The following is a 20,206-nucleotide window of genomic DNA, read 5'->3' as shown; positions in this document are numbered from 1 at the left end:
GGCTTGAATGCCGCGATCAGAAGTGCGGACCTTATGGAAAACCCGCCCTCCTGACAAACGCAGGAGAGCGGGACCGCAGCTTCAAGAATTTGCCAGTTTGGCCGTCAAAACCGGCTTTACGCCTGTCAGGCGGCCGCCATGTACAGTCCTTCGACCAGGTCGTTGACTTCCTTCTTGGCAGAAGCGATTGCCTGTTCCTGGACTTCCGCACCGAAGGCAAGTTTCTCTGCCCGAACGAAGGTAACGTCCGTGATGCCGATGAAGCCCAGCAAGGTGCGCAGATGCGGTTCCTGAGCGTCCATGAGCTGCGCCGGTCCTTCGCTGTAAAGGCCTCCGCGTGTCAGCACGACGATGGCGCGCTTGCCCTTCAGCAGCCCTTCCGGACCGGATTCGCTGTAGGAGAAGGTTACTCCAGCGCGCAGCACGTAATCGAACCAGGCCTTCAAGGTGGACGGAATGCCGAAATTATACATGGGCGCGCCCATGACGATCAGATCAGCCGCCTTCAGTTCGGCAATCAGTTCGTCGGAGAGCGCTTGCGCAGTCGCCTGCGCTTCGTTTTCTGTTTCGGCTGCGCGCAAGGCAATCGTGGACTCCTGTGTCAGATGCGGTACAGGATTGCTTGCCAGATCGCGCGTTATGACCTTGGCGTTGCCGTCCTTGAGACGCAATTGATTGACCAGGTGAGAGGTAAGCTGGTTGGACACGGAAGCATCGCCGAGCACACTGCTCGTGAGTACGAGAACTTTAGACATTGAATGTACGTCCTTATTTTCATGAAGAAAAATCAGACGCAACTTGGTTCCTGGCGGCGTTTTCTGGAACCGTCATTTTCCGCACCAGATTGTTGCCCTGAGAGGAACGCATGATTGATCTGGATGACATGAGATGCTTCGTCGAAGTTGTCGATTGTGGCAGCCTGAGTGCCGCCGCCACACGGCTTAACATCTCCAAATCCGTCGTCAGCCGGAAAATTGCGCGGATCGAAGACCTGCTCGGTACGCGGCTCCTGGATCGAACGACACGCGGCATCGCCCCTACGGAGGCTGGCCTGGAGTTCAAATCGAGAAGCGAGCGTATCCTTCTCGAGTATGAGGAGACACTGGAAGCAATTTCAGAGCATTCGAACGAAATTGTCGGAGAGCTGCGCCTCTCGGTGCCGCTTGCATTCGGCACCAGACACCTGGGACCCGTGCTCGCGTCGTTGGCATGCCGTTATCCCCGTCTCAAGGTGGATGCCTCTTTTTCCGATCGGGTAGTCGACTTGATTGGGGAACGGTTCGATGCCGTGATCAGGATCGGTCACCTGCGTGACTCCAGCTACATCGCGCGCAAGATCGCGCCGATAAGCTCGATTGTCGTTGCCAGTCCGACGTATCTGGAGCGAAATGGAACACCACAGTCGCCCGAAGATCTGACGGCGCATGACTGCCTTATTTACACTGCCGCACTTTCACCGGACTGGGTCTTCCAGTCCGGCAACAGAAAGATCTCGGTGCGCCCGTCCGGACGTTTGCGCACCGACAACGGGGACACAACGGTCGCCTGGGCGGTTGCGGGGCTGGGAATTGCTCACGCACCCCTGTTTCTCGTCAACGAAGCGGTTGAACGCGGTGACCTCGTTCCCTTGTTACTTGACTACCCGACACCGGAAGTCGGTCTTTACGTGCTGCGCGCCCCAGGCGCGAACACGCCCAGGAAAGTCAGAGTTCTGATCGATGCTCTTGTCGAGAATGTCTCCGGGAAACTCAACTGGGCGGATTGGACTTATTCGCGCGATTAAGAGACATACGCGTGCCCGCCCTGACCGGACCCGAAACGGGTAGCGCCGTGTTGGCGCCTCCCGTGGATCGGAGGTTCGAAGCGCTCAGTTTGCGGCGACCGCCGAAGGAAAGCGCCAATGTCCTTCGATCAGTTCCTTCTTCGGCCGGTACATGCGCACCACGTAGTTCCAGCTCTCGACCAGCTCGAACCTGTTCGGGCCGTCGCCACCGAAGGAGATGGTGTAGGATCCGTCTTGGTTCGGTTTGGCGGTAACGCTGTTGAAGGAATAGATGCCGCTCTTGTTCGCGGGAAGATAGCCCTTTGCATCGTAAAGCGTTACCGACCAGAAGGCTTCCACAGGAACCTCCTTCGGCACATTCAGCACATAGGGCGTCTTGCCGTCGTTCTTGTCGACCAGGCCGACAGCGTAAATGGCATCTTCGTAGGGATTTCCGCCCCAGCCCGCAGCAGCTCCCAGTGTCCAGTAAAGCTGATTGAGGTCTTCCTTGATCCCGAAATAGCCGCGGGTGCTCGGCCGTGTCTGGGCGATTTGCTGAAGCAACTGACGCATCGTGTCCAGGCTCTTCTGATCCCAGTTCGGAACATTGAATTCTCCTATGTTGACCTGCTCCAACTTGAGCTGGTCCTGAAGCGCATGCGCTGACTTCATGTCGTCGGGGTCGGCCGGGTCCGCAAAGGTGCGGACCACGCAAAAGGCATAGCGGGTGCCCATCAGCTCCTGCGTGAATTCGAAATAGCCCGGGCCATAGACCGTCGGCAGGATCGAGTGCTGCTCGCTCAGGCATTCCAGTGACTGAAACCTGTTGCCTGGATCGGGAAGATAGATGGTCACTGGCGTCGTCAGGTCGACGATCAGCATTGAATAGAGCGTATCGACATTCGACCGGATGACAATCTGGTCGGCCGCATTGACCATCTCACGCTCATGCAGGAACTTGCCGAAAGCGCCCTTCTGCACGTAACCGGCCATGTTCGTGTTGCTTTCGGCATGAACATAGTTGTCGATGGTGACCTTGACGGGGTCGGAGCCTTCTGCGGATGCCGGCGATGCAAAGACAAGCGCTGTCGCGACGTATAAGGAGCACATCATTACGCGCATGATGGAAATTTCCTCCTCGGAATATGTTGAGCCGGCTGGCGGATGGCCATTCCCGGCCACCGGACAGCCCGCAAATTTCTCGTTATTGAACCAGCTCGATTTCCGTCGGCCGCCAGGACTTGTCGAAGAAACCCGGCAGGGGGCTGTAGAGGCGCAGGATCGTGAACCACCCTTTGTCCGGATCTGATTGAATCCAGTTGCCGCGCTCAACGCCATCCGGTTGCTCGGGACTGAAATAGACCGTCGTGCTGCCGTCCTCGCTCGCAACGGCAGCAGGGCTCGGGTATGACTGACTGCCGGCACGCGGGTATTTCTGCGGTGTCTGCAGCATCGAACGGGTCTGGTTGTCGTAGAGTGTGAACGACCAGAAGGCCGCCGCCGGAATACCTTTCGGCAGCGTCACCTTGTAGGTTTTCGAGCCATCGTAAGGATTGCCGTCAGCATCGACGAAGCCCATCAGATACTGCGATCCGACTTCCGGAATGCGCATGATCATGCCAGGGCTGTCGAGGGTATAGGCGTAGTAGAAGGCGGTACGGCTGTCGAGAGTCCGGGCGCCGGTTGGCGGAAACGGCTTGAAGATACCGTCCTCGAATTTGGGCGGCGGCGTTTCGAAAAAGGCTCCGCCTTGGAACAGCATGTTTCCCCAGCTCGACCCTTCGTAGTAGGCCCAGTCCGGTTGCTTTTGGGCAAATTGCCATTGCAGCGCCCGCCCGAAAGCCTGTCCGGTCTGGGCGGCATCCGAAAGGATTTGCTTCATGCGTTCGTCAGGTTCGAAGGGTTTGCCGTGAACGATGCCGATCGCAGCGAGCTGTCCGGCAAGTTCGACGTCATAACTCGTAGCCGATTCATTCTGGACGTTTTCGTTCAGCAGCTCGAAGAAACCGTAGTCGCTTGGCGGAATGGTGTTGAACGAAAGCCCGCTTCCCTCGATGAATTTCATCTCCGGGATCTGAGGCTCACCTGCAAGGCGAACCTTGCCCTCCAGCGCTTCGGCAATCGAAGTGCCGAAGCTGCCGGGTTTATAGGCGTAAATCTTGAGGTTCTGTTTGACGTTGTCGACGGCGGGCTTCGGATCGTCACCGTTTGCGATGAATGCCCTCAGCGCATAGAGAACCGTGTTGGTTTTCGCATGAGCAACGAAGTAGCCCCCTTCCGGAAGCGGGCCATCATAATCAGGTCCGACGATGAGATATTTACCACCAAGGCCCCGGTCCGGGCCCGGCTTGCCGATATCGATCACCCATTGAAACCACATGTCGTTGAGCGTGCCCAGACCATCGGTCGGCTGGTCGATCACCACCGGGCCGTCGGAAAGATCGATATAGGCCATGTAGTAGACCGTGTCGGCGTTCGCGGTCAGGAACAGAGAGGTGGAATCCATAAGATCGGAGAAGATAATGACGTCGCCGCTGCCGGCGCCAACGCTTTCCATGCCCTTCTTGATCGCAAGCGCAGAAGCACCGCGGAAACTGTTGTTGTAGGCATTGAGCGCACGTGTGAAATCAACCGTGTCGAAAACGGTTTGCGCTGTCTTGTCGGTCGGCACGCCCTTGTTGAATTCCAGCGTACCGATACGCGTATCGACGGCCTGGGGCGCCGACATTGCCTTGAGGACATCGGAGGAAACATCCGCCAGGACGGTGCCTCCGATGCCGACAGTCATGGACGCCGCCACTGCGACCCCCACTGCGATCATTCTGCTTTGAGAAAAAGACTGCATTCGATCCTCCATTGGAAAAAATCATTGATGGAAGTCCCGGGCACGGTTTCGCGCCCGGCCGAAAAAGCAAAAATACGTCTTGCCAGGTGTCGGAGCCTCGTCATTTCACGACATGCCCCTGCGTTTCCTTAAAATGAGTTCAGTGCCGGTTTTGCTGCGTTTTGCGAAATTCCGTCGGTGTAACGCCAGTCCACTGCCGGAAGGACCGGGAAAAATTCGACGCATCCTGAAAATCGAGTTCCAGCGCAATATCGAAAATTCGAAAGTCGGGGTCCTGCATCAGGAGCAGGGTCTTTTCGAATCTGATCTGCGACAGGAGTTCGGAATAGTCCTGTCCGAGGGCGGAAAGTTTTCGTTGAAGGGTACGCGGATGCATACCCAGCGCCTGGGCCACATGTTCCAGCCCGCATTGCCCTTCGGGCAGCAGGGTCGCTATGACCTGCCTCAGCGAGCCGAGGAAATCGTCGCTCGGCGTTGCGCTATCGAAAGCGTCCTTGTCGGGGATAGCGCAGCTGAGAGCGCCTCGCTGGCGCAACGGAAGGCTGAGCATGGACGCTGGAAAGGTAAAGCCGCTGACTTCGGGCCGGCAGAATTCCGGATCGGAGAATTCCTCCTTCAAAATCAGGATATCATCGAGGTCTTGCACAAGGACGCATGCTGGCTGCCAGTGCGAGCCCGCGGCAAGCCGGACGGCCGCCCGCATCAGCAACAGGGCGCAATGGCGTGCGTGACGGCTGCCGGGCCCGGTTTTGTGGACGTAAGCATGGCAGAAGCAGACCGTTTCCTTTGTCTTTTGCGTCCACCAGACGCGCTCCGCCGAACTGTAAAGTGAGAAAGTGGACCGGAGTTTGGTCAGGGCGTCATGCAAGGTGAGAGAACGGCATATGCTCCGGCCGAAAGCGCCCAGTTCGCAGATCTGAAAGTTCCTGCCGACGAGAACGCCGAAATCGTCTCGCCCGAGCTTGCGTGCGCCCTTCTCGAGAAAACTGTGTGCGAGATGCACGGGAACCAGTGCTTCACCATCCCGGTGTACGATCGCCGGAACCAGATCACGCTCAATGCCGCGTTCAACAAACACGTCTGCCTTGTCGAGAAATTCGACAAATGGCAAGTAGGCACTCCCTCGAACCTGCGGTACCGGCGTCATGTGGGCAGCTTTGCGTGTTGTTGCACCCTGCAAGATTACGCAACGTAAGAAATAACATCAAGACGAACTGCTTCGAATTTCGGAAACAGCGCGATTCAGTATCGAGATGGTTTCAGGGCACTCCATAATTTGCTGAATCGCGAAGGATCAAGAACCTGATGCCTTTGGCAATCGCTTGAGTGCGCCTTGAACTTGCGGAGTTCCCGTCACTTTGCTGGCAACAGCGAGCTGGTTCGTCCTGGGCTTTTGCGGGGGATTTTGCATAATGCTGACAAGCTCGGTTTTGCTACCTTGATCGACGAATACACTTGAGTGAACTGTCTGCACGCGTGCGTTCCAAAGCCTTTCCTTCAGGCCCTAGGAATCCAGTCGCAACTGGATGAGCGCGCGCTTGATTTCGTTGCCAAGCAACCTTTCGGGCGGAGAGATGCCTGAAGATGCGGACATGACGACACCGATGCGCAGGTTGGACAGGACGTCGTGCATGAGCGGAACGAACCGGAGAATACCCTGGTCGATTTCGTCGATGAAGCCGATTTTGGTGTAAAGACCAAGACCCCGGCCGGCGAGGATCATCTGCTTTGCTACATGCAAGGTATCGGTAAAACAGTTGGTCGACAGGGCGGAGGACATGCCCGATATCGCCTGATCGATGATGGAATTGCGGCCGCGTGCATCCACGGTGCGTACCATCTTCTGTCCGGCCAGTTCCTCGATGGCGAGGTTCGTGCGTTCCGCGAAAGGATGATCCGAGCGCATGATGATGCCGATTGGCGCAGTCTTGTCGGAGATCACCCGCACGTTGGGGTGCAGGTCGAAGGTGAAGGTGATGCCGATATCGGCAATCCCGCCTGCGACCGCGGTCATGATCTCGTCCGGCTGCGCCGTGGTGATCGAATAGGTGACCTGCGGATAGATCCGGTTGAAGTCGAGAAGGATACGGGGCAACAGGCCGTAGGTTACGGAATCGATGGCCGCGATGTTGAGGTGCCCGGACCGCAGATCGCGGATGTCGTCCAGCAAGGTGCGGGTGCGCTCATAGTCCTGCAGCGTCTTGCGGCAGTGTTCCAGCACGATGGCTCCTGCATCGGTCAGCGTCACGCCTTCAGGGGTACGCTCGAACAGGCGAACGCCCATCTCGTTCTCCGTGCTGATGATCTTCCGGTTCACCGTGGTGGAAGACACGTTCAGAACCGCGGATGCCTTGCGGATGGAGCCCTGGCGGGCGACTTCGTCGAAATAACGCAGAAAATTTGAATGCACGATGTCCCCCCGGACAGTGTGGCAAACAGTGCACCACAAAGCGTGGTGCATTTTATGCATCACCGTTAGCATGTTTTTGCACTTTTTGCACCGTGGTTCTTCCCGTTAGAGTTCACTGTGAAGTCGGCAAGGGGAACAGTCGGCCACAAACCGCCCAATCTCAAATGAGGGGGACCAACAGTATGTCATACCTATTCTCGAATGGATTGAACCGCCGCTCGATGCTCAAGACCATGGCCGCAGGCGCTGGTCTGGCAGGCGCCGGAACACTTGTGAATATCGTACCCGGCTTTGCTCAGGACACCTTCAAGGTCTCCATGCAGCTCGGCTGGCTGGCCGGGAACGGCAACCTGGGAGAAATCGCGGCCGACAAGCTGGGCTATTTCGCAGAAGAAGGACTGGAATTCGAAATCGTGCCGGGGGGGCCGAATGTCGATGGTGTGGCGTCCGTCGCGTCCGGACGGTCCAATCTCGGCCAGGTGTCTTCCAGCCCTTCGCTGATGCTGGCGCGCTCGGCCGGCATTCCGGTGAAGTGTATTGCCGCAGGATACCAGCAGCATCCATACACGTATTTCTCGCTCAAGAAGAACCCGATCAAGACACCTCAGGACATGATCGGGAAGACCATCGGCACCCAGGCGACCGGGCGGATACTGTTCCGCGCGCTTCTGGCCAAGAACGGCATATCCGAGGACCAGGTCGAACTGAAGGTCATCGGCAGCGACATGGCACCGTTGCTGACCGGACAGGTGGACGCGATCACGGGCTGGAAGACCAACGTCAACGCGCTTTCGATCCTCGGTGATCAACGTGTCGACATGTCCCTCTGGGATGCCGGTATCCAGCTCTATGCCAACCCCTTCTACACCACGGATACGATGCTGAACGAGCATGGCGACAAGGTGCAGGCCATGATCCGGGCCATCTCGCGTGGCTGGGGCTGGGTTCGTGAGAACCAGGAAGAGGCGGTCAACTATCTGGTCGAACGCCTTCCGAACCTGGACAGGGAAAGCGAACTGAAGGCGGTGCCGCTGGTGGTCGGTTACTCCTTCAACGAAAAGACCGCCGAAAACGGCTGGGGCACCATGACCCGCGACAACTGGCAGGCCCAGATCGAGACTTACGAAAATCTCGAGCAATTCGCGAACGGTGCGCCCGCCGTCGACGATGTGATGACGCTGTCGGTTCTGGAGAGCACCGCAGACACCCGCCCGAAGGTCGGTTAAGGCCATGGAAGCGGTATTGGAAAATCTGGAGGCAGGCACGATGGTGCCTGCAGCCAGCCTGCGCAATGCCTGGGTCAAGTTCGGTCAGTTCACCGCGATCCAGGACATCAGCCTGGAGATCGAGGCCGGAGCTTTCTATTCCATTCTTGGCCCTTCGGGCTGTGGCAAGTCGACCTTGCTCAGGCTGGTCTCTGATCTCATCCCGCCCGCGTCCGGGGACGTTTCGATCTTCGGCAAGACGACCGAAGCTGCCCGTCTGGCACGGGAATTCGCCTTCGTGTTTCAGGATGCAGCGTTGCTGCCCTGGCGCACGGCGCTGGAGAATGTCGAGCTGCCGCTGGAGATGGGGCGGAGCCGTGGGATCCAGATCCCGGTCAGCGACAAGTCGCCGATGGAGTTGCTTGAGCTGGTCGGGCTCAAGGGCCGCGAACACGCATTGCCGCACGAGCTTTCAGGAGGCATGCGCCAGCGTGTGGCCATCGCCCGCGCGCTGGTCTGCAAGCCGAAACTGCTGCTGATGGATGAGCCCTTCGGTGCGCTCGACGAGATGACACGTGATCACCTGAACCTTCAGCTTCTGAAGGTGTGGGAAGAGACCGGCGTGACGATCCTGTTCGTGACCCACTCCATCCCGGAAGCCGTGTTTCTGGGGCAGAAGGTGCTGATGCTCAAGGCGCATCCGGGCCGCCTGCACGAGATCGTCGATATCGATCTGCCATACCCGCGCACCACCGAGGTGCGGGATACGGCTGAATTCACCCGATATTCCGCATATTTGCGCAAACTTCTGGAGGCGTGCTGATGACTGCCGTCGACGAAACACTTGGCATGCCGATGGACGATGATGCAGCCGAAAAGGCATTGGCGCGAAGAGCACGGCTGACTGCCGTTGCAACGCCGGTGCTGACAGCGATCGGCCTGATCGCCACGTGGGAAATCGGCGTTCGAGCCTTTGGCGTGCCGAGCTATATCGCCCCGTCCCCCAGTGAGGTCGCAACGACGCTGGTGACCGAATTTCCGCAGTTGATGCGGAACTTCTGGCCGACGCTGTTCGAAAGCGTTCTGGGCTTTGTCGTTGGCAACGTGGCGGCGGTGCTGATCGCGGTCGCCTTCGTGCACAGCCGCATGGTCGAGCGGGCGTTTTTCCCGATCGCGGTGTTCATCAACACCATTCCGATCCTGGCCATCGCGCCGATCCTGGTCCTGATCTTCGGGGCCGGCTTGACCGCCAAGGTCGTCATCGCCGCCTTGATCTGTTTTTTCCCGACGCTGGTCAACATGGTCCGCGGACTTCAATCCGTCAGCCCACAAGCGCTGGAGCTGGCCCGGATCCTGTCCGCTACCAAATCTGAAGTGTTCTGGAAAATCCGTCTGCCGTCTTCGCTGCCGTTCCTGTTTTCGGCTTTGAAAATCGCGGCAACCACCTGTGTCATCGGCGCAATCGTCGGGGAATGGGTTGGTGCGGACGTCGGTCTCGGCGCGTTGATCATCGATGCGACCTTCAATTTCCGCTCTGCCTTGCTCTACGCGACGGTCTTCCTGTCGTCGGGCCTGTCGGTGCTGATGTTTGCCGCCGTTTCCATTGCCGAACGCATGATCGTGCGGTGGTGAACCGGGTCTGAACAAAACGAAAATCTGAACTGAAACCGGGCCGTCGCTTGGCGGCCCAACGGGAGGAGTGCGCCGAAATGAGCACCAACACAACGCAGATTTCCATGAACCGCAATGAGCAGGTTCCGGTCGTCGCAGACTGCGACGTGGTCGTCATCGGCGGCGGTCCCGCCGGCTTGAGTGCGGCCGTCTCGGCCGCCAGAAACGGCTGCTCGGTCACCTTGCTCGAGCGCTACCACCACCTCGGCGGCATGGCCTCCGGCGGAATGGTTCTGGTTCTTGACGACATGGTCAACGAAGGCAATGAAATTGTCACGACGGGCATCGTCAACGAATTCGTCGACCGCATGTCGGCCCAGGATGGCGCTGTGTTCCCACCGCCCGAAGACTGCCTGACGAACTGGGAAATGTGGAAGAAATGGTCCCGTTGGGGCTGCATCGATTTTCACAAGACCGGCATGCCGCAGCCGATCATTCATGCGGTGGCATTCGACCCCGACTGCTGGAAACGGGTGAGCCTCGACCTGGCACGTGAGGCAGGGGTCCATCTGCGCCTGCACTCCTGGTTTTCCGAAGCGCTGGTGGAAGATGGCCGTGTCACCGGCGTGATCTGCCAGACCAAGCTTGGCCGTCAGGCCGTCAAGGCGAAGATGGTGATCGATGCCAGCGGCGATCTGGATGTCGCCTCCTCCGCAGGGGCGTCTTTCCAGACCGGCCAGTACATCGTCACGACCGTGTTCCGCCTGTGCGATGTCGACACGGACAAGGCGGAAGCCTTCGAGTTCGAAAATCCGGAAGAATACAAGGCCCTGGACCGTCAGGTGCGCCGGGTGATCGGTGGCGCCTGGGGCATGTGGTGGCTGAAGACGCCGTTGCCGGGCATCGTCTGGTGCAACTGCCCGCACATGCCCGGGTATGACGGCCTGTCGCCGGAACACATGCTGGCGGCGGAAGTCGAAGGCCGCGAGCGCATGATGAAGCTGCTTGCCTTTGTACGCGCCAATCTGCCCGGTTTCGAAAACGCCAAGATGCTCGGGGCTGCGGAACAGATCGGCATTCGCCAGACCCGTCTGCTGCAGGGCGAATATGTGGTCACCCGCGATGACGTGCGTTCCCGCCGCCATTTCTCCGACAGTGTCTGCCGGGGCAGGGACTACTACACGCCGTACAGGGCTCTGCTGCCCAAGGGCATCGACAACATGATCGTTGCCGGCCGCCACTACTCGGTGGAAAGCGAAGCCCAGAAGCTCTCGCGGGAAATCCCGCCGTGCATGGCGCAGGGCGAAGCAGCCGGCGTCGCGGTGGCGGTCGCGCTGGAACAGAACTGTGCACTGCGCGATGCCGACGTTGCAACAATCCAGAAACGCATGCGTGCCCAGGGCGCCGATCCCGGCGACATCCCATCAGCAAATGCGCTCGTCGAAGGCACCGTCGCTGCAGAATAAAAAGGATAACAAACGTGAATACCCAAGCTTTCCCACTCTCCGGTGTCCGCATTCTGGACTTCACCCAGGTCATGCTGGGTCCATGTGCAACCCAGATGCTGGCCGACTTCGGCGCGGACGTCATCAAGATCGAGCGCCCCGGTGCGGGCGACCTGTCGCGGCACTTCTTCGACGTGCGGTCGGAAGAAGGCATGAACAATGCCGTCTTCTCGTCGCTGAACCGCAACAAGCGGTCTGTCGAGATCGACACCAAGTCCGATGAGGGCAAGCAGATGGTGTATGATCTGGTACGCAACGCGGATGTGGTCGTCGACAATTTCCGGGCCGGCGTCATGGATCGGCTGGGCTTCGGCTATGACGCGCTCAAGGCGATCAATCCCCGCATCATCTGCGCATCCGGAACAGGCTTTGGCGAGAAGGGACCCTATGCCCACAAGGGCGGACAGGACGTTCTGGCCCAGGCGATGAGCGGTGTCATGGAAAAGACCGCCGATCCGTCGATCGAACGGTCCATCTATCCCACCACCTTGTGCGACTACACGGCAGGCATGCATCTGGTTCAGGGCATTCTGGCGGCCTTGCTGGCGCGGACGAAGACCGGGCGCGGCCAGCGGGTATCCGTTTCGCTCTACGATTCCATGATCGCGATGCAGATGCAGGAAGCCGCCCAGTGGACCAAGCACCGCGAAGTGCTGAACTGGGCCGCCATGCCCTTGACCGGTGTCTTCGACACCACCGACGGTGCTCTGGTCGTCGTCGGAGCCTTCAAGGCGAACCCGCTGCGCGATATCTGCACTGCGCTTGGTATCGAGGACCTTTCCCCCACCTATCCGGATCTCGCCAGCCAGCGCGCCAACAAGCCATATCTGCAGGACCGGTTCCGGGCGGTGTTCGCAACCGACACGACGGCGCACTGGATCGCCAGGCTGGAGGAGCAGGACCTGCTTTGCGCGCCCGTTCGTGCGCTCGGCGAGGCACTCGAGGACCCGCAGACCGCCATCAACGGCATGCTGCTGGATTTCGACCATCCTGTCCTTGGCCCCTTGAGGGTCGTCGGGTCTCCCGTGCACCTGAGTGAAGCACCGCTGAAACTGCGGCACGCACCGCCGCGTCTGGGTGAACACACCGACGAAGTCATTGCCGAGTTCGGCCTGCAACAGGTGGCAGGGGCGGCGGAATGAGCGTCCTTTTCACCCTCGAAAACCATGTCGCCCGGGTCGTCATCGACCGCCCGGAGCGCATGAACGCGGTCGACCGGGCAACTTCGGACGAACTGGAAACCATCTGGCGGAAGATCGAAGCGGATCCCACCGTGCGCTGCGTGGTGTTGACCGGTTCGGGGGAACGCGCCTTTTCCGCAGGTGCGGACCTGAAGGATAATAACGGCCTGAGCGGGCTGGAATACTGGGCGTCCGCAAACCCGCTGGGGTTCGGTGGCATCGCTCTGAGGCGCTCGCTGAAGGTGCCGGTGATTGCCCGTGTCAACGGTCTGGCACTCGGCGGCGGCATGGAAATGGTTCTAGGCTGCGACATCGTGATTGCCAGCGAAACGGCCAGGTTCGGCCTGCCCGAAGCAAAGGTCGGCAACCTTCCGCTGGCAGGCGGGATGACGCTGCTTCAGCGCCTCGTCCCCCGCAACATCGCCGTCGGCCTGATGATGACCGGTCGGATGGCGAGCGCAGCGGAGATGGAGCGCTACGGTCTCGTCAATGCGGTCGTCCCGCAGGGTGAACTCGATGCGGAAGTGGACCGCTGGATTGCCGACATTCTGGCAAGCGCACCGCTTTGCGTTCAGGCGATCAAGGCCACCGTGCGCGAAACCGCAGAATTGCCCCCGGACCAGGCACAGGCCGTGCGATCTCCCGAACTGATCGCGGCCCTCACATCCGGAGATTCCCTCGAAGGGGTTCGGGCGTTCCGGGAAAAGCGCGCTCCGGTCTGGCAAGGCAAATGAGTTGAGAGATCAAGATGGCGCTGATCATCAAGAGCGAATGCATTGATGTGAAGGACGGGATCTGCACCACGTCCTGTCCGGTTGACTGCATCTATGAAGGCGAGCGGATGTTCTACATCCACCCCGAAGAATGCATCGAATGCGGCATGTGCGAGAGCATCTGCCCTGTCGACGCGATCCGCTACGACGACGAGGTGACCGGTGCGGACCGGGCGTTCGTCGAGATCAACAAGGACGTATTCCAGGGCCCGGACGGAGGACTGGTCTCGCCAGGCGGCTGGACCAGGGGCGACACGCCTTTCCGGGACCACCCTGCAGTGCGGGATTTTTTCAAACGCGATTTCGAGGAACAGACGACATGAAGGGGATAGTTGCGGCGGTGCCGACACCGCTGGATGCGCAAGGCGCTCCGGTGAAAGACGTCTTTCTGGAACATTGCACCTGGGCGCTGGCCAACGGGTGCGATGCGCTGAATATCCTGGGAACGACCGGTGAAGCGAATTCTCTCGGTCTGGCCCACCGCAAGAAGGTGATGGCCTGGGCAGCAGACGCCTTTGACACAAGCCGGCTGATGGTTGGCACGGGCCTGACGTCACTTGACGACACGCTGGACCTCACGCGCGCGGCCGCCGACATGGGCTACGGCGTCGCGCTGGTCCTGCCGCCCTTCTACTACAAGCCCGTCAGCGAGGATGGACTGGTTGCCTGGTACGAAGCGCTGGACCAGGCACTCGGCGAGACACCAATCGAAATCTATTTCTATAATTTCCCGCAGATGACGGGGCTGAAGATACCCGCTGATGTCGTCGAGCGTCTGGCAAAGGCCCATCCGAAACGGTTCACGGGCATCAAGGATTCCTCCGGCGATCTCGACTATTGCCGGGAGCTTGTCCGGAGACTGCCTGACCTGAAGGTGTTCCCGAGTTCGGAAACGGCGCTCGCGGAGGGGCCCAGCACCGGGTTCGCAGGCTGTATTTCCGCCACCGTGAACATCAGCGCTCCCCTTTGCGCGCGGCTTCTGCAGGACCACACAGACAAGGCACTGGCCAGCCGGGTTGCTGGCATCCGGGCAGACATCGCTGCCCACCCGCTGGTCCCGGCGGTCAAATATCTTGTTGGCCGGCGCGCGGCTGAAAGTGCCTGGAACCGTGTCCTGCCTCCCTTTCAACATCTGGACGCTGCCGCATGCGGGTCTCTCGACCGCATTGCCCAAACCCTTTGAAACCGGAATTTCCAATGACAAAGCACGACAATCTGATCGGCGGCAAATGGCTGCCTTCCAACACCTACTCCGAAAACCGCAATCCTTCGAATACCGATGAGGTTGTCGGCCTTTATGCCCAGGGAAGCGTTGACGATGTCGATGCCGCCGTCGCGGCAGCGCGCAAGGCTGCGCCTGGCTGGGCAGCGGCAACGCCGCAGGCCCGGCATGATCTCCTGGAAGCGGTTGGGCGAAAGCTGGCGGAACGGGCAGAGGATTACGGCCGCCTGTTGTCGCGCGAGGAAGGCAAGACACTTGCGGAAGGCATCGGCGAAACCACGCGCGCCGCCCAGGTTTTCAAGTTCTTTGCCGGCGAAGCGCTGCGCGTGACCGGCGATCTGCAGGCCTCCGTGCGGCCGGATATCGACGTTGAAGTCACGCGTGAGCCTGTGGGCGTGATCGGCCTGATCACCCCCTGGAACTTTCCCATCGCCATTCCCGCCTGGAAGACAGCGCCTGCGCTGGCCTATGGCAACTGCGTTGTCCTGAAACCGGCGGATCTGACGCCTGGCTGCGCTCATGTCATTGCCGGCCTTCTGGATGAATGCGGCTGCCCGCCCGGTGTCTTCAATCTGGTGATGGGTCGCGGCTCCGTCGTTGGCGAGGCCATCGTCACCCATCCGGATGTCGATGCGGTTTCCTTCACTGGGTCCGTTGCCACGGGCAGTCATATCGCCGAGGTGTGCGGACGGCTGAAACGCAAATGCCAGCTTGAAATGGGCGGCAAGAACCCGATGGTGGTGCTGGATGATGCCGATCTGGATGTCGCCGTCTCCGCGTGCCTGAACGGGACGTTCTTTTCCACCGGCCAGCGCTGCACAGCGTCCTCGCGCATGATCGTGCAAGCAGGCATTCACGATGCTTTCGTTGAGAAGCTGCAAGCAGCGATGCTGGCCCTGAAGGTGGGGGATGCGCTGGACCCGGCAACACAGATCGGACCGGTGGTCGACGAGAAACAGCTCTCCTCCAACCTTGCCTATGTGGATCTTGCCCGCAAGGAAGGCGCAAAGGTGATTGGTGGAAAGCGTCTCGAACTTGACGTGCCCGGCACCTTTCAGGCTCCGGCCCTGTTTCTCGAGACGATCAACTCCATGCGCATCAACCGGGAAGAGATTTTCGGTCCCTGCGGATCCGTCATCAAGGTGGCAGACTTCGAGGAAGCCATTACCGTCGCAAACGATACCGAATTCGGCCTGTCAGCCGGTATCTGCACCACAAGTCTGAAGCACGCCCGCGACTTCAAGCGACGCGTCAGGGCCGGTATGGTGATGGTGAACCTGCCGACTGCCGGTGTCGATTTTCACGTTCCTTTCGGGGGCACTAGGGGATCGTCCTTCGGACCGCGCGAACAGGGCCGCTACGCGGCAGAGTTCTTCACCACGGTCAAGACCAGCTACATGTTTGCAGGCTAGGAGAAGCACAATGAGCAGGAATTCCGGCAAATGGCGCGACCGGTTTCTCGGCCTGTGCGATCACATCGCACAATGGTCGGAAGATCGAGACTTCAAGGTGGGCGCCGTTATTGTCGGGCCTGGTCAGGAAATCCGCGCGACAGGCTATAACGGCCTGCCGCGGGGTGTCTCCGGAACGGACGAAACCCGTCTCGACCGTCCGAGCGGCGAAAAGTTCTTCTGGGTGGAACACGCCGAACGCAATGCGATCTATAACGCGGCCCGTGCCGGCGCGGCGCTTGCCGGCTGCACCCTCTACGTCAACCGGTTTCCATGTGCCGATTGCGCAAGGGCGATTATTCAGAGCGGGCTTTCCTGTGTCGAATGTCCGCCAAAGCCATCGCAGGACGGCAAGTTGGACCACAGCTTCGATGTTTCAGAAATCCTACTAAAAGAAGCCGGCATTCACCTTTCACTCACTACTCCAATCACTGCCCGACGGAGTTGAGACGAAACGTCTGTCTGACGCTGAAGATTTTGCCGAATTGATACACTGTCCGGGTATGGCGGCCGTTCGTCGCGCCACGCAAGAACGCCAGCCACCGACAATCGGATCTTACCAAGCTCGCCTAGGCGTTTAATCGTTTGCAGAGATCGTCGGGTTCGCGAGACCGTCCAGGCCGCGTTTTTGACAGGTCTCTGCCCGATCCCTCGCACCTGAGAAACCGCAGCGGATAAAGCGGAAGGCCACGCACCTGGAATGCACTGCGGCAGCAATTATGGCACCGCATCCAGCGCGGCGCCGCTGGTGAGCGTCTTCCGTTTGTCAGGCCACGACATCTACGCCGGCTTGACGGAAGGCCGCTAACTGCTCTTCATCTACCGCCGTGTTTGTCACCAGCCTGCCGATCTCTCCAGCTTCCCAGGACTGAACCCTGCTGGTTTTGCCAAGTTTGCTCTGGTCGGCCAGAATGACCGTCTGCAGCGCTTGTGCCGCCATGGCGATAGCGATTTCGGCTTCCTGCAGGTCGTAGAAAAAGGCGCCTCTTGCCGGATGCACCGCAACCGGGGCGGAGAAGCACAGGTCGACACGAAAACGGCGGATCTCGGACAGGGTCAGTTCACCGACCGTTGCCGGCACGTCGGCGGCCATCCGTCCGCCGAGCAGCAGCACTTCCTTGCCGGCTCCCTGCAGCGTGGTGGCGATATCCAGGGAATTGGTGATCACTGACAGGCCCGACAGTTTCGCCAGTTCGCGGGCGAACAGCGCCGTCGTCGTGCCCGCGTCCACAAAGATGGTCTGGCCGGGCTGGATCAGACCGGCGGCCTTGCGGGCAATCTCCGACTTTGCCCGGATCTGCGTTGTCATCCGCTGGCGGAAAGGCTCCTCAGAACGCGGATCAGGCAGGACCGCCCCGCCATGCACGCGGTTGACCTGTCCGGCCTCCTCCAGGTCCAGCAGATCGCGGCGCACCGTCTCGCGAGAGACGTTCAGCATCTGCGCCAGGTCGTTGGCGCTCACCTGCTGCTTCGCGCCCAGCATCGAGAGAATGAGCCGGTGACGTTCCTTTGCCCACATCAGACCGGCCTCTTGATCCGGTTGCGCCGTCCCATCAACTCAAGCGTTCCCTTCATACTCAAAAGCGCGACGCTGACGACAGCCATCACGCAGGTGGAAAAGGCAGCCGCCTGTGACGTCAGACCGGCATCGTCCAGCCGCATGATGGTGACCGCCGCAACGCTCAGATCGGGCGTGGTGAGGAAGACAACCGCCGACAGGGTTACCATGGATCGCATGAAGAGGAAAAAGAACACCGAGACAAGCATGGGAGCGATGAACGGCGCGATGATATCGACGGCCGTCCGTGCCATTCCGGCCCCAAGGCTGTCGGCCGCTTCCTCGAGCGCCCGGGGCAACTGGCGAAAACCGGTCATCACCGTCAGAAAACCCTGCGTATGGTAGTGGTAGAAGTTGATGATCGCGATGAGAGCGGCCGTCCCGTAAAGCAGGTAGAGCGGTGTCGCCGTTGAATTGAAAGTCAGGATATAGGCGAGACCCAGGACCATCCCGGGGACTGCGGCCGGCATGGCGGCGAGCATCTGGATGGGCTGGGCCGCACTGCGCGGCAGGCGGCGCAGTCCAAGGCACAGGAGGAAGACGGCAAGCGTGCCTCCCGACGCCGCCATGAGCGATATCACGATGGTCATCCAGAGCGAGGAATACCCCCCGGCCAGAGTGATGTCGTAGTGCTTGAACGACAGCGTCATGTTGTAGGGCCACAGGGTGACAAAGCTTGCATAGACGACGATGCCGATTACCGCGACGATCCCGGCGCAGACCAAAAGCGACAGGGACGCCATGACCGGGTCGCGCACGGGCGCAAAAGATGACCGATACGGCACCTGGCCAGCCATCTGCCCGACCTGCTGACGTTTCATCGCCTGCCGCTCGATGGCATAGGAAACCACCGTCGGCAACAACAGCATGATGCCGACGACGGCACCCATGTTGAAGTTCCGCTGCCCGACCACCTGGGAGTAGATTTCGGTCGCCAGAACCGAGTAGTCCCCGCCGATCACCGCCGCGTTGCCGAAATCGGTGATCGTGATCGTGAAGCAGACGAAAGCCGCGTTCAGAATCCCGAAGCGCGCCGCGGGCAGCGTCAGATCGCGAAACTGGCGTGACGGCGAAGCGCCCATGACTTCCGCTGCTTCGTAGACGCGTGCATCCAGCAGGACCAGCGCCGCACCGATAATCATCACCGCCTGCGGCAGAGCGTAAAGAGTGTTGGCGATCAGCAGTCCCCAGAAGCCGTAGATTTCGATTTCGACACCAAGGGCGCGGCTGATGACGCCGTTGCGCCCCAGAAGGAAAATCAGGCCGAGCGCCTGCACAAGGGAAGGGGCGAGAAGCGGCAGGACAATCACGCCGCGGATCAGCCACTTGCCCCGGAAAGCGCAGCGATAGAGCCCATGAGCGATGATGAAACCCAGGAAGACGCTGAGGACTGTCGTGGCAGCTCCCATGATCAGGGAATGTTCGGTCGCACGCCAGAACCCCGTCGATCCCAGAACCCGCGTGTAGTTTGCAAGCCCGTAACCATCGTCAACCGTCAGGGAACGCAGGAACACGATCACCATCGGGTAGAGAAAGAAGAGGACGAGCCCAAGCAGCGGCAGCCCAACGCAAACAAGCGTCAGCAGCCGGTCCGCATCCAGCTGTCTGCGTGCAGGCGTGGTCATCTTTTCCACACCGCTCATGCGGCGGTCTCGGCAGGCTGGTGGGCCAGGTCGTCAGCCACCCAGGTGCAGGCTTCCGGCGGAATGCTCAGGTTCACGCGTTCGCCCTCGTGACAGGAATTGTACCCATGAGTCTCGACGACCAGCGGGCCGATCGCGCTGTCGACCTCGAGCCGTCTGAGATTGCCAAGGAAACTGATGCTGCGCACGGTGGCGTTGCCGTCCTGTGCCGGGGTCAGACCGATCTGTTCCGGGCGAATGCAGGCAACATGCTCCGCTCCCGCTCCCCCCGGCCACTTTGCCATCAGATCCGGGAATTCACGCCGGATCGGGTCGGCAGAGACGAGATTGCTGATCCCCATGAAGTCCGCCACAAAGCGCGTCGCCGGTCGGTGGTAGAGATCTTCCGGTGTGCCGGCCTGCACCACGACGCCATGGTTCATGCAGATGATCTTGTCCGCCAGCGCCAGCGCCTCTTCCTGATCGTGTGTCACCATCAGGGTTGGAATGCCGAGCGAACGCTGAACATGGCGGATTTCATCTCGCAGTTCGGCTCGGACCTTCGCGTCCAGCGCCGAAAGCGGTTCGTCCAGCAGCAAGACGCGCGGGTCGACGGCGATTGCCCGTGCCAACGCGATCCGCTGCTGCTGTCCGCCGGACAGCTGACCGGGGAACTTGCCAGCGACTTGCGGCAGCTTCACCAGCTCCAGAAGCTCAGTCACACGCCGTGAAATCTCCGACCGCGGCGTGCCACGGATCTTCTGCCCGTAACCGATATTTTCGGCCACTGTCATGTTGGGAAAGAGCGAGTAGGACTGGAACACGATCCCGAAGCCCCGCTTGCGTGCGGGAAGGTTTGAAAGCGCCGTCCCCTCCAGAAGGATTTCACCGCTGTTCAGCTCCGTCAGCCCTGCGATCAGCCGCAGGAGCGTCGTCTTCCCGCAGCCGGACGGACCCAGCAGGCAAACGAATTCCCGTCGATCGATCTCGATCGAGACGTTGTCGAGCGCTTTGAAGGACCCGAAGGTCTTGGTGGCGTTGCGGACAGTCAGATACACGGC

Annotated in this window: 19 protein-coding genes; 11 read left to right on the top strand and 8 right to left on the bottom strand. The window is 60.1% G+C overall.

The window, feature by feature from the left end; translation table 11 throughout:
• Positions 1-125 precede the first annotated feature (125 nt).
• Complete coding sequence (locus SIAM614_RS25005) at positions 126-755, bottom strand: FMN-dependent NADH-azoreductase (protein WP_040441070.1); 630 nt, start codon at positions 753-755, stop codon at positions 126-128.
• Between the two features lie 110 nt (positions 756-865).
• On the opposite strand from SIAM614_RS25005, the gene SIAM614_RS25000 reads away from it, so the two are divergent.
• Complete coding sequence (locus SIAM614_RS25000) at positions 866-1,783, top strand: LysR family transcriptional regulator (protein WP_006938861.1); 918 nt, start codon at positions 866-868, stop codon at positions 1,781-1,783.
• A gap of 84 nt (positions 1,784-1,867) precedes the next feature.
• On the opposite strand, the gene SIAM614_RS24995 is transcribed toward SIAM614_RS25000, so the two are convergent.
• The 4 genes from SIAM614_RS24995 to SIAM614_RS24980 form a co-directional block, all read right to left on the bottom strand.
• On the bottom strand, positions 1,868-2,884 hold the full coding sequence (locus tag SIAM614_RS24995) for a DUF1214 domain-containing protein (RefSeq protein ID WP_040441095.1): 1,017 nt from the start codon (positions 2,882-2,884) through the stop codon (positions 1,868-1,870).
• 82 nt (positions 2,885-2,966) lie between these two features.
• Positions 2,967-4,607: a DUF1254 domain-containing protein gene (locus SIAM614_RS24990; RefSeq protein ID WP_157140078.1), complete on the bottom strand. Its 1,641-nt coding sequence runs from the start codon at positions 4,605-4,607 to the stop codon at positions 2,967-2,969.
• Positions 4,608-4,746: 139 nt separating this feature from the next.
• Positions 4,747-5,718 (bottom strand): helix-turn-helix domain-containing protein, encoded by a 972-nt coding sequence (locus SIAM614_RS24985; RefSeq protein WP_198137399.1) that lies wholly within the window; start codon positions 5,716-5,718, stop codon positions 4,747-4,749.
• 393 nt (positions 5,719-6,111) lie between these two features.
• Positions 6,112-7,017: a LysR family transcriptional regulator gene (locus SIAM614_RS24980; protein ID WP_006938853.1), complete on the bottom strand. Its 906-nt coding sequence runs from the start codon at positions 7,015-7,017 to the stop codon at positions 6,112-6,114.
• A gap of 182 nt (positions 7,018-7,199) precedes the next feature.
• Here SIAM614_RS24980 and SIAM614_RS24975 point away from each other — a divergent pair, with 182 nt between their 5' ends.
• The 10 genes from SIAM614_RS24975 to SIAM614_RS24930 all read left to right on the top strand — a co-directional run bounded on the left by SIAM614_RS24975 (position 7,200) and on the right by SIAM614_RS24930 (position 16,413).
• Positions 7,200-8,243, top strand: coding sequence for an ABC transporter substrate-binding protein (locus SIAM614_RS24975; RefSeq protein WP_040441068.1), 1,044 nt, complete (start codon positions 7,200-7,202; stop codon positions 8,241-8,243).
• 4 nt (positions 8,244-8,247) lie between these two features.
• Positions 8,248-9,045 (top strand): ABC transporter ATP-binding protein, encoded by a 798-nt coding sequence (locus tag SIAM614_RS24970; RefSeq protein WP_006938851.1) that lies wholly within the window; start codon positions 8,248-8,250, stop codon positions 9,043-9,045.
• Positions 9,045-9,854, top strand: a complete 810-nt coding sequence (locus SIAM614_RS24965; protein ID WP_040441066.1) for an ABC transporter permease — start codon at positions 9,045-9,047, stop codon at positions 9,852-9,854. The genes SIAM614_RS24970 and SIAM614_RS24965 overlap by 1 nt, the downstream gene beginning before the upstream one ends.
• A gap of 77 nt (positions 9,855-9,931) precedes the next feature.
• Positions 9,932-11,299, top strand: coding sequence for an FAD-dependent oxidoreductase (locus SIAM614_RS24960; protein WP_006938849.1), 1,368 nt, complete (start codon positions 9,932-9,934; stop codon positions 11,297-11,299).
• A 14-nt stretch (positions 11,300-11,313) separates the two neighbouring features.
• Positions 11,314-12,480 carry a CaiB/BaiF CoA transferase family protein gene (locus SIAM614_RS24955; RefSeq protein WP_031269506.1) on the top strand — a complete coding sequence of 389 codons (1,167 nt, stop codon included), beginning with the start codon at positions 11,314-11,316 and terminating at the stop codon, positions 12,478-12,480.
• Positions 12,477-13,253, top strand: a complete 777-nt coding sequence (locus SIAM614_RS24950) for an enoyl-CoA hydratase-related protein (RefSeq protein ID WP_006938847.1) — start codon at positions 12,477-12,479, stop codon at positions 13,251-13,253. Before SIAM614_RS24955 ends, SIAM614_RS24950 begins: the two co-directional genes overlap by 4 nt.
• Before the next feature lie 14 nt (positions 13,254-13,267).
• Positions 13,268-13,615, top strand: a complete 348-nt coding sequence (locus SIAM614_RS24945) for a 4Fe-4S dicluster domain-containing protein (protein WP_006938846.1) — start codon at positions 13,268-13,270, stop codon at positions 13,613-13,615.
• The gene (locus tag SIAM614_RS24940; protein WP_006938845.1) at positions 13,612-14,475 is read left to right on the top strand and encodes a dihydrodipicolinate synthase family protein; all 864 of its coding nucleotides are present in this window, start codon (positions 13,612-13,614) and stop codon (positions 14,473-14,475) included. Before SIAM614_RS24945 ends, SIAM614_RS24940 begins: the two co-directional genes overlap by 4 nt.
• A 14-nt stretch (positions 14,476-14,489) precedes the next feature.
• On the top strand, positions 14,490-15,926 hold the full coding sequence (locus SIAM614_RS24935) for an aldehyde dehydrogenase family protein (RefSeq protein ID WP_006938844.1): 1,437 nt from the start codon (positions 14,490-14,492) through the stop codon (positions 15,924-15,926).
• A 10-nt stretch (positions 15,927-15,936) separates the two neighbouring features.
• Entirely contained in the window at positions 15,937-16,413 is a 477-nt protein-coding gene (locus SIAM614_RS24930) for a deoxycytidylate deaminase (RefSeq protein WP_006938843.1), read from the top strand.
• Positions 16,414-16,731: 318 nt separating this feature from the next.
• Here SIAM614_RS24930 and SIAM614_RS24925 read toward each other — a convergent pair whose 3' ends face one another.
• From SIAM614_RS24925 to SIAM614_RS24915, 3 genes are read right to left on the bottom strand one after another with little or no spacing between them, the layout of a single operon-like run.
• The gene (locus tag SIAM614_RS24925; protein ID WP_006938842.1) at positions 16,732-17,484 is read right to left on the bottom strand and encodes a DeoR/GlpR family DNA-binding transcription regulator; all 753 of its coding nucleotides are present in this window, start codon (positions 17,482-17,484) and stop codon (positions 16,732-16,734) included.
• Positions 17,484-19,166: an ABC transporter permease subunit gene (locus SIAM614_RS24920; protein ID WP_006938841.1), complete on the bottom strand. Its 1,683-nt coding sequence runs from the start codon at positions 19,164-19,166 to the stop codon at positions 17,484-17,486. The genes SIAM614_RS24925 and SIAM614_RS24920 overlap by 1 nt, the downstream gene beginning before the upstream one ends.
• The gene (locus SIAM614_RS24915) at positions 19,163-20,203 is read right to left on the bottom strand and encodes an ABC transporter ATP-binding protein (protein WP_006938840.1); all 1,041 of its coding nucleotides are present in this window, start codon (positions 20,201-20,203) and stop codon (positions 19,163-19,165) included. Before SIAM614_RS24915 ends, SIAM614_RS24920 begins: the two co-directional genes overlap by 4 nt.
• Between the last annotated feature and the right edge of the window lie 3 nt (positions 20,204-20,206).

It is taken from the genome of Roseibium aggregatum IAM 12614, from assembly GCF_000168975.1.
In the GTDB taxonomy this organism is placed as follows: Bacteria; Pseudomonadota; Alphaproteobacteria; order Rhizobiales; family Stappiaceae; genus Roseibium; species Roseibium aggregatum.
The sequence above is the reverse complement of the archived record's forward strand: the minus strand, read 5'-3'. Positions and strand labels throughout refer to the sequence as shown.